The organism is Humibacillus sp. DSM 29435 (assembly GCF_001758225.1).
GTDB lineage: Bacteria > Actinomycetota > Actinomycetes > Actinomycetales > Dermatophilaceae > DSM-29435.
Genome location: NZ_MAST01000001.1, coordinates 335,234 through 348,197, shown reverse-complemented (window position 1 = coordinate 348,197; position 12,964 = coordinate 335,234). Strand labels below are relative to the sequence as shown.

General features: G+C 69.9%; 15 protein-coding genes. 5 read left to right on the top strand and 10 right to left on the bottom strand.

The genetic code is table 11. The features are described from left to right. Positions 1-69 precede the first annotated feature (69 nt). The 3 genes from BA895_RS01635 to BA895_RS01630 all read left to right on the top strand — a co-directional run bounded on the left by BA895_RS01635 (position 70) and on the right by BA895_RS01630 (position 3,036). A complete protein-coding gene (locus tag BA895_RS01635) occupies positions 70-2,361 on the top strand; it encodes an MMPL family transporter (protein ID WP_083282893.1) in 2,292 nt (763 codons plus the stop codon). A 25-nt stretch (positions 2,362-2,386) separates the two neighbouring features. Continuing rightward, positions 2,387-2,557: a hypothetical protein gene (locus BA895_RS23800; protein ID WP_175442220.1), complete on the top strand. Its 171-nt coding sequence runs from the start codon at positions 2,387-2,389 to the stop codon at positions 2,555-2,557. Positions 2,558-2,709: 152 nt separating this feature from the next. Next, positions 2,710-3,036 (top strand): Lsr2 family protein, encoded by a 327-nt coding sequence (locus BA895_RS01630; protein ID WP_070190098.1) that lies wholly within the window; start codon positions 2,710-2,712, stop codon positions 3,034-3,036. Positions 3,037-3,244: 208 nt separating this feature from the next. Here BA895_RS01630 and ligD (BA895_RS01625) read toward each other — a convergent pair whose 3' ends face one another. Both ligD (BA895_RS01625) and ligD (BA895_RS01620) read right to left on the bottom strand, forming a co-directional pair. After that, positions 3,245-4,108, bottom strand: coding sequence for a non-homologous end-joining DNA ligase (gene ligD, locus BA895_RS01625; protein WP_371327680.1), 864 nt, complete (start codon positions 4,106-4,108; stop codon positions 3,245-3,247). A 20-nt stretch (positions 4,109-4,128) separates the two neighbouring features. Next, positions 4,129-5,094 carry a non-homologous end-joining DNA ligase gene (gene ligD / locus BA895_RS01620; protein WP_070190096.1) on the bottom strand — a complete coding sequence of 322 codons (966 nt, stop codon included), beginning with the start codon at positions 5,092-5,094 and terminating at the stop codon, positions 4,129-4,131. An 18-nt stretch (positions 5,095-5,112) separates the two neighbouring features. Here ligD (BA895_RS01620) and BA895_RS01615 point away from each other — a divergent pair, with 18 nt between their 5' ends. Both BA895_RS01615 and BA895_RS01610 read left to right on the top strand, forming a co-directional pair. Continuing rightward, the gene (locus tag BA895_RS01615; RefSeq protein ID WP_070190095.1) at positions 5,113-6,051 is read left to right on the top strand and encodes a Ku protein; all 939 of its coding nucleotides are present in this window, start codon (positions 5,113-5,115) and stop codon (positions 6,049-6,051) included. Then, positions 6,048-6,782, top strand: coding sequence for an SDR family oxidoreductase (locus BA895_RS01610; RefSeq protein ID WP_070190094.1), 735 nt, complete (start codon positions 6,048-6,050; stop codon positions 6,780-6,782). The genes BA895_RS01615 and BA895_RS01610 overlap by 4 nt, the downstream gene beginning before the upstream one ends. Before the next feature lie 41 nt (positions 6,783-6,823). Here BA895_RS01610 and map read toward each other — a convergent pair whose 3' ends face one another. The 8 genes from map to BA895_RS01570 form a co-directional block, all read right to left on the bottom strand. After that, the gene (map, locus tag BA895_RS01605) at positions 6,824-7,594 is read right to left on the bottom strand and encodes a type I methionyl aminopeptidase (RefSeq protein WP_070190093.1); all 771 of its coding nucleotides are present in this window, start codon (positions 7,592-7,594) and stop codon (positions 6,824-6,826) included. 47 nt (positions 7,595-7,641) lie between these two features. Then, entirely contained in the window at positions 7,642-7,953 is a 312-nt protein-coding gene (locus BA895_RS01600; protein WP_070190278.1) for a DUF202 domain-containing protein, read from the bottom strand. A 39-nt stretch (positions 7,954-7,992) separates the two neighbouring features. Next, the gene (locus tag BA895_RS01595) at positions 7,993-8,364 is read right to left on the bottom strand and encodes a YidH family protein (RefSeq protein ID WP_070190277.1); all 372 of its coding nucleotides are present in this window, start codon (positions 8,362-8,364) and stop codon (positions 7,993-7,995) included. Positions 8,365-8,433: 69 nt separating this feature from the next. After that, a complete protein-coding gene (locus tag BA895_RS01590) occupies positions 8,434-9,231 on the bottom strand; it encodes a sugar phosphate isomerase/epimerase (RefSeq protein WP_070190092.1) in 798 nt (265 codons plus the stop codon). 155 nt (positions 9,232-9,386) lie between these two features. Further along, entirely contained in the window at positions 9,387-10,121 is a 735-nt protein-coding gene (locus BA895_RS01585; RefSeq protein WP_070190091.1) for an ABC transporter permease, read from the bottom strand. Then, the gene (locus BA895_RS01580) at positions 10,118-10,930 is read right to left on the bottom strand and encodes an ABC transporter ATP-binding protein (protein ID WP_083282852.1); all 813 of its coding nucleotides are present in this window, start codon (positions 10,928-10,930) and stop codon (positions 10,118-10,120) included. Before BA895_RS01580 ends, BA895_RS01585 begins: the two co-directional genes overlap by 4 nt. Positions 10,931-10,940: 10 nt before the next feature. After that, a complete protein-coding gene (locus BA895_RS01575) occupies positions 10,941-11,573 on the bottom strand; it encodes a TetR family transcriptional regulator (RefSeq protein ID WP_070190090.1) in 633 nt (210 codons plus the stop codon). Beyond that, positions 11,560-12,852, bottom strand: a complete 1,293-nt coding sequence (locus BA895_RS01570; protein WP_070190089.1) for an ankyrin repeat domain-containing protein — start codon at positions 12,850-12,852, stop codon at positions 11,560-11,562. Before BA895_RS01570 ends, BA895_RS01575 begins: the two co-directional genes overlap by 14 nt. Between the last annotated feature and the right edge of the window lie 112 nt (positions 12,853-12,964).

Below are 12,964 nucleotides of genomic sequence, written 5' to 3'. Positions count from 1 at the left end.
CCCGACAGGCGCGGCAGCACCGGGTCGAGCCCCTGTCGCCATCGCCTCGTCGGGCAGATGATGTCGTGCATGACAAAGCCCTCGACCAGGGTGCGGTGGATCGCCGCCCTCGCCGTGCTCGCCTGGTTCGCCATCGGCGGTATTGGCGGTCCGCTCGTTGGCCGCCTCTCAGAGGTGGCGAGCAACGACAACGCGAACTTCCTGCCGCCCTCGGCCGAGTCGACGACGGTGAGCAAGGCCGTCGAGAAGATGACTGACACCCAGACACTGCCCTATCTCGTGGTGGTCGCCCGAGCCAGCGGTCTGACGCCGCAGGACCGGACGGCCATCGCGAGCTACGTCAGCGGCATCCCGTCGCTCCCCCTGGCCGACCCCACGAAGACGGTCGGTGACCTGCTGCAGAACGACCCCGAGGCAGCCGTTCCGAGTGCCGACGGTCAGGCCGTGCTCATTCCCGTCGCCCTGGTCGCCGACCGCGCCGAGGATGTCATCGGAGGCGACACGGCGCTCTACGCGGTAGCCACGGCGCTGCGCGACTCTGCGGCGAAGAGCCTGGCCCCGAGCGGGCTGACGGTGCACGTCACCGGCGCCGGCGGATTCTTCGCCGACTTCGTCACCGCCTTCAGCGGCATCGACGGCATCCTGCTGCTCGTCGCCCTCGGCGTCGTGTTCCTCATCCTGCTCATCGTCTACCGCAGCCCCATCCTGCCCCTGGCCGTGCTCGTCTCGGCCGTGTTCGGCCTGTCGCTCGCCGCCCTGGTGGTCTTCCCGTTGGCCCAGAACGGCGCGATCAGCCTGAGCGGTCAGAGCCAGGGCATCCTGTCGATTCTCGTCGTCGGCGCCGCGACCGACTACGCGTTGCTGCTCGTCGCCCGCTACAAGGAGGAGCTGCACGACCACGACTCGACCTGGTCGGCGATGAAGGTCGCGTGGCGGGCCGCCGCCCCACCCATCGGGGCCAGCGCCGCCACCGTCGTGCTCGGACTGTTGTGCCTGCGCCTCTCCGAGCTCGGCAGCACCAAAGGCCTCGGCCCGGTCGGCGCCCTGGGCATCATCGGCGCACTCGTCGCGGCCCTCACCTTCCTTCCCGCCGTGCTGCTGCTCATCGGGAGGCGCATCTTCTGGCCGCAGATTCCCCGCATCGACCACGTGCACCGTGAAGACGCCATCGGCAGGAGCGGAATCTGGGGTCGGGTGGCGGGCCTGATCGGCTCGCACCCGCGGCGCACCTGGGTGGCGACCTTCGTCGCCCTCGCTGCCTGTGCCGCCTTCCTGCCCACCCTCCAGGCGCGGGGCGTCGGTCAGTCAGACCTGTTCCTGGCCAAGGTCGACTCCGTCACCGGGCAGGAGCTGCTCGCCAAGCACTTCCCGGCCGGCTCGGGTGCGCCGGTGCAGGTGCTCGCGCCGCAGGGCAAGGCGGATGCCGTGCTCGACGTGCTGAAGAGGGGCGGCGGCCTGAGCGAGCCCCAGGTCGGGCTCACGCCCGGCCAGCCCCCCAAGGTCGTCGACGGCAACGTCGTGGTTCAGGCCACCCTGAAGGCCTCCGCAGACAGCCTCGAGGCCGAGCAGACGATCTCGTCCCTGCGCACCTCGCTCGACGCTGTCGGCCCCGAGGTGCTGGTGGGCGGCAGCACCGCGACCAACCTCGACGTGCGGCTGGCCAGTGAACGTGACCTCAAGGTGATCATCCCGACCATCCTCGCGGTCATCTTCGTGGTGCTGGTGCTGCTGCTGCGCTCGATCGTCGCCCCGTTGCTGCTCGTGGCCGCCAACGTGCTCTCCTTCGCGGCCACGATGGGCGTGGCCGCGATCGCGTTCAACCACATCTTCGACTTTCCGGGATCTGACCCCTCGACCCCGCTCTACGGCTTCGTCTTCCTCGTGGCTCTCGGCATCGACTACTCGATCTTCCTGATGACGCGTGTCCGAGAGGAGTCACGGGTGCGCGGCACCCGGCCCGGCGTGCTCGTCGGTCTCGCCGTCACCGGCGGGGTGATCACCAGTGCCGGCGTCGTGCTCGCGTCGACGTTCTCGGCCCTGGCGGTGCTGCCGATCCTCTTCCTCGTGCAGATCGCCTTCATCGTGGCCTTCGGAGTGCTGCTCGACACCCTGGTCGTGCGCAGCCTGCTCGTTCCCGCGGTCTCCTACGACCTCGGTGACCGCATCTGGTGGCCGCTCGGCCTTCCCTACGCCGCACGTCACCGGGCCAAGCAGCATGGAGACGATCGAGCCACCGCGACGCTGATGTCCAACGGCGAACCCAGCGTCGAACCCAGCGTCGAACCCAGCGTCGAACCCAGCGTCGAACCCACCGGCGCCACTGTGGCGGCCCCGGGTGGGGCCACCGACGAACGCAGGTGAGCTGGGCCCGTGCGACCATGGAGACATGGACGCCGTGATTCCCTACGTGCTGGCACTGGTGCCGACCATCGGCGTCGGCACGTTGTTCTACTACGTCATCAAGAACATTCTTGAGGGTGACCGGCGCGAGCGCATGGCGCAGGCGAAATGGGAAGCCCAGCAGGACGCTGAGGAAGAATCGCGAAAACGTTCGTGACGGTTTGGCCTGAATCATCGGGCCAACACCCGCATTAACGAACATAGAATGCGGGAATCATCGTCTTCTCGTGTAAATTGTCGGTCGCGACGAGGTGTTAGTTTCGTCGCTCCCCTCAGCCCGAAAGGGCGCAATCATCACGATGGAGAACCATGGCTCAGCGTGTCGAAGTTGTACTCATCGACGATCTCGACGGCGGTAATGCCGCTGAAACGGTGACCTTCGCTCTCGACGGCGTCACCTACGAGATCGACCTGTCCGACAAGAATGCCAAGAAGCTTCGCGACGATATCGCGGGGTGGACCGGTCATGCGCGCCGCAGTGGCGCCACCCGGGGCGTGGGCCGCAAGCGCGCCGGCTCCCCGAAGCGCACCGACCTCAGTGCTGTGCGCGAATGGGCCCGGGCCAACGGCCATGCGGTCTCTGACCGTGGCCGCATCTCGGCAGAGGTTCAGTCGGCCTACGACAAGGCCCACTGAGAATCCGCTCGAAAATCTGATCAGAAACCTGACCCGGCATCTGTTTCAGATGCTGACTCGGATTTTGGACCAGGTTCTGACCGAGAAGCCGACTGGGCTCCATGGTGGCCGAGCGCGTTACCCCTCGAACTCGCTCGGCCGGCCGAGGGCAACAGCAGTCAGCTGATCCACGCCGAAGCCCGACGCCCTGTGGTGTCGGGCTTCGCCGTCACTGCGTCAGGGCGGCGGCCAGATCTCCCTGCTCCTCGACGCGGGCGAGCACCTCGTCCATGCGAAGCTGGTGCAGCTCGCCGCCGCCCACCCCGCCCTCGATCTCTGCCCAGGTGCGGGGGGCGGCCACCGTGGGGGCGTCGCGGCCCCTGAGCGAGTACGGGCAGATCGTCGTCTTGGCCGCGACGTTCTGGCTCCAGTCGAGAAAGATCTTTCCGGGCCGCAGGTCCTTGGCCATCTTCCACACCACCCGGTCGGGGTGGCTCTTGCTCAGCTCCTGAGCCAGCTGAGCGACCGTGTCGCGGATCTGGTCACTGGAATGCACCCCCGGCAGCACGGCATAGAGCTGGAGGCCCTTGCTGCCACTCGTCACGGGCACGGTGTCGAGACCGATCTGGGTCAAGCGCTCTCGGACCAGCACGGCCACGTCTGCACACTCGGGCAGTCCGACACCGGGGCCGGGGTCGAGGTCGATCACGAGGCGGTCGGGCCGGCGTGGCTCGGCCGCTCTGCCTTCGCCTTCCCACCGCCACTGGGGCACGTGCAGCTCGATCGAGTTCAGGTTGGCGAAGAAGGTGAGGCCGGCCAGGTCGTCGATGAACGGAAACACCGGGTCATTGCCCGCACGCCTCAGCCAGGGCGGGGTTCCGGCCGGGATGTTCTTCTCGAAGAACTGCGTGTCACCGACGCCGTGCGGAAAGCGCACGCGGGTGACCGGGCGCCCGGCCAGGTGCGGTAGCAGCACCGGTGAGATGCGCGCGTAGTAGTCGAGCACCTCGGCCTTGGTCGTGTTGGTGCGTGGGTACATCACCTTGTCGAGGCTGCTGAGCCGCATCCGGCGACCTTCGACCTCGACGGTCACCTTCGTTGCCTCGTACGCCATCACGCACCACCCGCTTGGTCACTGGGGCCATCGAGGTCGTCGAGGTCGGCCGGCGTCAGGTCGGCCCGCAGGCCCTTGTAGGCGGGCTGGCGCAGCCGGCCCTGACCGCTCAGACCGAGCGACTGAACGTCGGCCACCAACAAAGGGTGCACCCACTGCGCGCCAGCGGCATCCTCTCTCGGAACCTCTGTGCCGAAAGGGGACTCGCTGGTCTGAAGGGGTGAGAGGTCGCCCATGAGAGCACTGCCCGTCTTGCCCGCCAGCCCGGAGCCGACCCGGCCGAGGTAGCGCAGACCGCCCGGCCCGGGCACGCCCACGAGCACGGCCCCGAGGCGGCCCTTCACCCCGCCCGTCGACTCCGGCCGCCAGCCACCGATGACGACCGAGATCGTGCCCCGGTGGGGAGCCTTGAGCCAGTAGGCCGACCGCCGACCGGGAAGGTAGGCCGAGTCGACGCGCTTGGAGACGACACCTTCGAGGCCCTGCTCCTTCGTTGCTGCGTAGAGCACGGCGCCGTCGGTGAAGGTGGGTGGTGTCTGCCACCGCGGCGAGTTGAGCTCGAGCCGCTCGAGGGTGCGGCGGCGGTCGACCCACGACCGAGCCGTCAGGTCGACCCCGTAGAGACGTATGAGGTCGAACGCCATCAGCGTCACCGGGTTCGACTCGGCCAGGCGGGCCGCCCGCCGGGCATCGGTCACGTGGATCCGGTCAGCCAGCGCCGAGAACGACGGCACCCCGTCGCGCAGGCAGACGACCTCCCCGTCGAGCAGCATGTCGGCGAACTCCGCCGCCAGCCCGAGCAGCTCGGGAAAGGCCGCGGTGACGTCGCGCTCGGTGCGCGAGAAGAGCCTCACCCCGTCTGCGGACACATCGGTCAGCAGCCGCATTCCGTCCCACTTCACCTCGTGCGCCCATCGGTCACCGACCGGAACGGTGTCCGTCGACGTCGCGAGCATGGGGCGCATGGGTGCATTCTTGTTCCCATGCGAGCCATCTGGAAAGGCGCCGTCTCGTTCGGCCTCGTCAACGTCCCGGTCCGACTGTTCTCCGCGACGGAGAACCACGATGTGCAGTTCCGGCAGGTGCACGAGAAGGACGGCGGCCGCATCAAGTACCAACGCGTGTGTGCCATCGACGGTGAGGAGGTGGCCTACGCCGACATCGCGAAGGGCTACGAGGCCGCCGACGGGCAGATGGTCGTGCTCACCGACGAGGACATGAAAGGCCTGCCGTCGCGGTCGTCGAAGGAGATCTCGATCGAGAAGTTCGTGCCGTCGGAGCAGATCGACCCGCTGCTGTTCGACAAGAGCTACTACCTCGAGCCCGACAAGACCGGCCTCAAGCCTTACATCCTGCTGCGTGACGCCCTCGAGAAGGCCGACCGGATGGCGCTCGTCACGGTGGCGGTGCGCACCCGAATGACCCTCGCCGTGCTGCGGGTGCGCGAGAACGTCATCGTGCTGCAGACCCTGCTGTGGGCCGACGAGGTACGCGCCCCCGAGTTCGAGTCGTTGGACGATGACACCCACGCCACCGCCAAAGAGCTGGCCATGGCCAGCTCCCTCGTCGACTCGCTGTCGGGCGACTACGAGCCCGACGAGTTCGAGGACGACTACTCCGAGGCCGTCACCGCGCTCGTCGCGACCAAGATCGAGGGCGGCGAGATCACCGAGACACCAGAGGCGAAGTCGGACGACACGGAGGTCATCGACCTGCTCGCTGCTCTGCAGCGAAGCGTCGACAAGGCCAAGGCCGCCAAGGGTTCTCGCGCCGACTCCGCCGGCCCCGGGCCGGCCTCCGAGAGCGCATCCGGAGACGGGGCTAAGACGACGAAGAAGGCTGCGGCGAAGAAGAGCACGACGAAGAAGTCGGCTGCGAAGAAGACCACCGCCAAGAAGACCACCGCCAAGAAGTCGGCGTGACGGCCGCACCCGACCGACCCGTCGCCGTCGTCACCGGAGGCACCCGCGGCATCGGCCTGGCGATCGTTCGCGACCTCGCAGCCACCCACCACGTCGTCGTCGGGGGCCGGTCGGCGGATGCCGTTGACCGCGTCGCGTCGGTGCTCCCGTCCGGCAGCGGGCTGGTCGCCGACCTCGGTGACTGCTCCCCGGGCGGGTCGCTCGACCGGGCCCTCAACGAAATCGTGAAGAGACTCGACCGGGTCGACGTGCTCGTGCACTCCGCCGGCGTGCTGCGTTCGGGCACGGTGGCGCAGTCACCGGCATCCGACTGGCTCGAGTCGATGACGGTGAACGTCGTGGCCGTCGCGATGGTGACCCGGGCGCTGCTGCCCGCCCTGCGCCGGTCCCGCGGCCTGGTGCTCGCGGTCAACTCCGGGTCGGGCCTGGTCTCGGGAGCGTCGTCGGGCGCCTACTGCGCGTCGAAGTTCGCGCTGCGAGCTCTCACCGACGCGTTGCGGGAGGAGGAACGGAGCCACGGCGTGCGGGTCACCTCGCTGCATCCTGGCCGCGTCGACACCGACATGCAGCACGAGCTCGTGGAGTTCGAGGGCGCTGACTACGACGCCGACGCCTACCTCGACGTGGAGTCGGTCGTGCAGGCCGCCAGGTTCGCGATGCACGCCCCCGCCGGCGCGAGCGTCGACATGCTGTCGGTTCGCCCGCGAGGCTGGCGCGAGCGTCAGCCCTGAGCGCGTCGGCGTAGCCCCTGTCTCCGACCCCTCGGTGGTGACTATCTCGGCAGGGTGAGGATCTCGGCACCGTCGCTCGTGATGGCGATCGTGTGCTCGCTGTGCGCTGTTCGGCACCCGGTGGCGCTTCGCAGCGTCCACCCGTCGGGGTCGGTGACGAGCTCGGCGGTGTCGGCCATGACCCAGGGCTCCAGCGCCAGCAACAGGCCCGGGCGCAGTCGGTAGCCGCGGCCGGGGCGCCCGGTGTTCGGGATGTGCGGGTCCTGGTGCATCGTCGAGCCGAGCCCGTGGCCGCCGAACTCGGTGTTGACCGGATACCCCGCTTCGCGCAGGGCCACCCCGATGGCATGCGAGATGTCGCCGATGCGGGCGCCGGGGCCGGCAGCCGCTATCCCTGCTGACAGTGCGCGTTCGGTCGCGCTGATCATCGCGACGCTCTCCGCCGGATTCGACCGACCCACGATGAAGCTGATGGCGGAGTCGGCGACGACACCGCCCTGCGAGACGGCCAGGTCGAGCGAGAGCAGATCACCGTCGGCCAGCGGGTAGTCGTGAGGCAGCCCGTGCAGCACGGCGTCGTTGACCGACGTGCAGATGTAGTGGCCGAACGGCCCGCGCCCGAAGGACGGCTCGTAGTCGACGTAGCACGACACGGCTCCGGCCGCGTCGATCATGCCCCGGGCCCACCCGTCGATGTCGAGCAGGTTGGTGCCCACGGTGCTGCGGCTCTTCAGCGTCTGCAGGATGTCAGCGACCAGGGCGCCGGCCGCCCTGGCTCGGGGCAGCTGGTTGGCAGTGAGGATCTCGATCATGCGGCGCCTTTCTGGTGGGACCACCAACGTATCTCGGGGCGGCAGCGCTAGATCCAGCCGGCCAGCACCGAGGCCAGCTCACACAGGCAGAGCAGCGTGATGACGACCGACACCACCGCGGGGAGCCGTCCGTCGTGGATGACGGATGCCGGCAGCCCCTCGTTCGTCACCGGACGCGACCACCGCCCGCGGCGCAGCGAGTTGACCAGCACCCAGCCGGTGAGGGCCAGGGCCAGGGCCAGCGGCACCACCACCGCGAGGCCCAGCGAGCCCAGCGCCAGCCGTCCGACGAGCAGCCCGGCGCCGAGCAGCGCCAGCCCGGTGCGCGACCAGGCCAGGGCGGTGCGTTCGGGCGCCATGCCTCGTGGGGGGCCGGCACCGGTGTCGTCGCCGGTCACTCAGACCCGCAGCAGGGAGGCGAGAGCCAACGCGAGCGCCACGACCGACACGGCGATCGCGATGGGCAGACTGGCCCGGTTGCTCGGAAGCGGTTGACCGGTGCGCATGGCCCGCTCGGTGCGGGCCCAGCCGAGCCAGGCCTGCACCCCGGTGAAGAGCGCGACCACGGCCAGCAGCACGGCGACGGCGCGCTGCAGCCGGTCGGGCATCGGCAGGTCGAGGGCGTCCATGGCCGCTGCCGCCGCAAGCAGGGCCAGGGTCGTGCGCACCCAGGCCAGAAAGGTGCGCTCGTTGGCGAGCGAGAACCGCGGGTCAGGTTCTTCGCCCTGGTCGTACACGCTGCTCGGCCACCGCTTGTCGCTGTCGTCCACGTTCACATCCTTCGATCGGCCACGGGCATCGCTGGGGTCGACGCTAGCCGAGTCGTGCCCGAGCGGGTCTCAGATACGGCTGGCCCCCCTGGTCGGCACCAGCCCCAACCGGGCGAAGGCCAGGGCCTCGGCCAGGTCGACCTCGCGCTGGTCGGGGCCGGCCTTGCGGGTGCTCACCTCGACGACGACCTCGCCCGGCCAGGCGATGTCGGCGAGGTGCTGCAGCAGCTCGGCGCACGGCTGCCCCCCACGGCCCGGCACGAGGTGCTCGTCCTTGAACGACCCGAGACCGTCGGTGAGGTGCAGGTGGGTGAGCCGGGGACCGAGCGCCCGGGCCATCGCGAGCGCGTCGGAGCCGGCCGTGGCCGTGTGCGACAGGTCGAGCGTGACGTGGTCGTACGGCTGTGACGTCGGGTCCCAGTGCGGCAGGTACACGAGGGTCTCGCGCCCGGGGGTGCGCCACGGGTACATGTTCTCGACGGCGAGTCTCACCCCCGAGTCGTGCTCCCGAAGGGCGATGCCGTCGACGAACCCAGCGGCATACTCACGCTGCCACCGGAACGGCGGATGCAGCACCACCGTCTGCGCGCCCACCTCGAGGGCCATCTCGATCGACCGGTCGACCTTCTCCCAGGGCTCGCTGCCCCAGACGCCCTGGGTGACCAGCAGGGTGGGGGCATGCACCGACACGATGGGCACGCCATGGTGGTCGGCCAGCGCACGCAGGGCCCCGGCCTCCTGGGTGACCGGATCGGTCCAGACCATCACCTCGACGGTGTCGTAGCCGAGGTTGCTTGCGGTCGCGAAGGCGGTCGCCGCGTTGTCGGGGTACACCGACGAGGTCGAGAGCCCGACCCGGATCGTCATGCCCCCATTGTCCGTCATTCTCGCCCCGCCGCCCCCACCCTCCCGCTCTCCTCCCCCGCGAACGAGTCGTTCGGGGCCGAACACGGTGGTGTGCCGGCTCGTTCGACCATCAGCCCGGCGTTCGACCATCAACCCGGCCTTCGACGACGAAACTCTCAGGGCGAGCGGCGGCTCAGGGTCAGCGAGGCCAGGGCGAGCGACAGCACGACGAAGCTGGTGACGATGCCGAGGTCACCCGCCACCGCGGCCGACGGGTCGGCGCTGACGGCGATCTGCTTCATGGCGTCGACGGCGTACGAGAGCGGCAGCACGTCGGACACCCAGCGCAGCACCTCGGGCATGGCATCACGGGCGACAAGCAGCCCGCACAGCAGAAACTGCGGCAGGATGAACGCCGGCATGAACTGCACGGCCTGGAACTCGGTGCGGGCGAAGCCGCTGGCGAGCAGGCCGAGAGCCGTACCGAGCAGGGCGTTGAACACGGCCACGACGATCAGCAGCCACACCGGCCCGGCGACTTCGAGACCGCACACCCACACCGCGAACCCCGTTGCCACCAGGGCCTGTACGACGGCGAGCACCCCGAACGCGACGGCGTACCCGATCATGAAGTCGCCCTTGCCCATCGGGGTGGTGAGCAGTCGCTCGAGAGTGCCCGACTGGCGCTCGCGCAGGGTGGCGACCGAGGTGACGATGAACATGACGATCATCGGGAAGACGCCGAGCAGGGCCGGGCCGATGCCGTCGAAGACCGGGGTGCTCTCGTAGATCCAGGCGAGCAGGCCCAGCAGCACGCAGGGCACGATGAGGATCAGGGCGATGGTGCGCGGGTCGCTGCGCACCTGGCGCAGCACCCGAGCGGCGGTGGCCAGGGTCAGTCCGGCGTTCACGACGCCTCCCGCCCCTCGTGCCCGCCGTGCCCGTCGTGCCTGTCGTGCCCTGCCGTGCCCCGCTGTGACGTCGAGGTCTCGGCGTCGATGAGCGTCAGGAACGCGGCATCCGCGTCGGCGGCGCCGGTCTGCGCGAGCAGCTCGGCGGGCGTCACGTCGGCCAGCACCTCACCCTCGCGCAGCAGCACCAGCCGGTCGCACCGGGCGGCCTCGTCCATGACGTGGCTCGACACCACCAGCGAGTGGCCCGCTGCCGCGAGGTGCCCGAACAGGTTCCAGAGGTCGCGGCGCAGCACCGGGTCGAGCCCGACCGTCGGCTCGTCGAGCATCAGCAACGTGGGCCGGCCGACGAGGGCCGCGGCGAGAGAGACCCTCGATCCCTGACCACCCGAGAGGCTCCCGACCAGCTGCGCGGCCTGCGAGGTGAGGTCTACCTCCGCGAGGGTGCGCTCGACGGCATCCGCCAGCGTGGCCCCGCGCAGTCCGACGGCCCGGGCGAAGTAGGCGATGTTCTCGCGCACGGTGAGGTCGCCGTAGACGCTGGGGCTCTGGGTGACGTAGCCGACCTCAGACCGCAGGGCCGGCGATCCGGCCGGGTGACCGAGCACGGTGATGGTGCCGGCACTGATCATCTGCACGCCCACGATCGAACGGATCAGGGTCGACTTGCCGGAACCTGAGGGGCCGAGCAGCCCCACGACCTGACCCGATGCCACCGTCAGCGAGAGGTCGGGGATGACCGACCGCCCACCCCGTGAGACCTGCAAACCGTTGATCGAGATCGCCGGACCCTCGAAGTTATTCATCATGTGATGAAATCTAGCGCTCGCCGATCTCGCTGTCCAGCAAGTAGTGCTGCAGCACCGGCCCGAGCCGAGCCACGATCTGCTCGTTGGAGGCCTCGGCGAGGGCCGGCAGCTTGACGACGTAGCGCATGACGGCCATGCCGATGACCTGCGAGGCCGCGAGCGAACCCCTCAGCAGGGGGTCGGAGGCGCCCACCGACATCGCGATGCGACCGAACACCTCGCGGCCAAGGAACTCTCGCAGCATGCGCGCCGAGTCGTCGCTGGTCATGCTCGAGCGGATCAGCGCGACCAGGCTGTCACGCCGGTCGGGCGGGTCCCAGACGGTCAGGAACGTCTCGATGAGGCGCCAGCCCAGACGCTCCGGATCACCAGCAAGGATCCGGTCGACCAGAGCGGCGGGGTTGACCGGCACCGCGAGGGTCTCCACGAAGAGCTCGGCCTTGCCGCCCTTGAAGTAGTGGTGCACGAGCGCGGGGTCGACCCCGGCATCACGGGCGATGCCGCGCAGGCTCGCCCGGTCGTAGCCCTTGGCCGCGAACGACGCCCGGGCCGCCTCGATGATGGCCGCCCGCGTGTCGTCGCCGCCCGGGCGCCGGCCGCGCCGGCCTGTGCCGGCTGGCTGCTGTCGGTCACGGGACGTCATGAGCGCCACCGTAGTGCGGGGGGTCTCGCAAGAGCTCGGCAGCGGCTGCTTGACGGGCCCACCGGGCCCATTCGAGGGGGGTGGTGCCGTGTTCGCTGTCGACGGCGGCCCGGTCGGCGCCCGCATCGAGGAGGGCTGCGATGACCTCGAGGTCACCCATCAACGCGGCCTGGTGCAGGGCGGTACGACCGTGGTGCCGGGCGTCGACGTCGGCGCCGGCGGCCACGGCACCCCGAACAGCCGCTGCCGTGGCGGCCCGGTGGATGCGGGGTACTCTTCGCGACGGTGATGCGGTGTCGCCGGGTTCGAGCGCGAACCCGTGCTGCTCGAGCAGGGAGAGCCGGTCTGCGAACCCGTGGGCGTGCGCCCAGCGCAGCTGCCGGCCCATCATCTCTTCGACCGTCTCGCCGGCCACCCCCGTGCGCCCGGCCCACACCTCGCTGCTCGACTCGCCGAGACCGTGGTCGAGAAGCAGCCGCAGGTGACTGTCGTCGCGACCGAACATCCGGTTGTAGAGCGTCTGTCGGTCGTTGGGGTCGGCGCCGTGCTCGAGCAGCACCAGGGCCAGCTCGCGCCAGCGTGGATGCCGGGGCTGACGACCCGGCCCCATCTCACCCTCCCCGAAGCAGCCGGTCAACGCGGTGAAGGGCGGGGGTAAGCCCTGCCAGAGGTAGCCACTGTCGGGGTCGGCGCCGGCGGCCAGCAGCAGCCCAGCGCTCGCCACCGCGTCGGCCTGCGGCATCCGGGAGTAGACGACGTAGAGCAGTGGTGGCCACCGGAACGGGCCCACCTCGCGACGGGCGCTGCTCGGGTCGGCGGCGAGGTGGGCCCGCACGGCAGCAGCATCGCCTGACGCTGCCGCCACGGCCAGGCCGTGCGCCGCCAGCCCCGGATGCTGCTCGAGAAGCTGCGCTGCGCGAGCCCACCGGGCCGGATCGTCGTTCTCGTCGTAGCCCAGGCAGGCCAGGGCCGGCACGGCGGCAGCCGGGTCAGCCTCGACCACTTCGGCAGACAGCGCGGTGGGGTCTCGTCGCATCGGCTCGCTCCGCCGGAGAAACTCCCGCAGCTTCGGCCAGCTGGCCAGACCGTACGATCTCGCGACCACGAGCTGGGCGTCGGCCAGGGTGAACGCCGAGGCGCTGGTGGGCACTCCGCCGGGGTGGTGGGCGGCGACCAGAGAGAACGCCTCGGGTTGCTCGGCTCGCACGGCGCGCTGGAGCCGGCGAGCGTCTCTACGGAACCGCTCGAGGTCGGGGTTGTTGGGCAGGGACAGGGCCATGACGCCCTCCTCTCGTCGTGCCCGGTGTGCGCTGGTCGGGCCGAAAGGAGGTCGGCCTGCTGTTCTCACCGCCAGGGAGGCTGGGCCCCTTCCCGCGCACCGGTGGCGACCT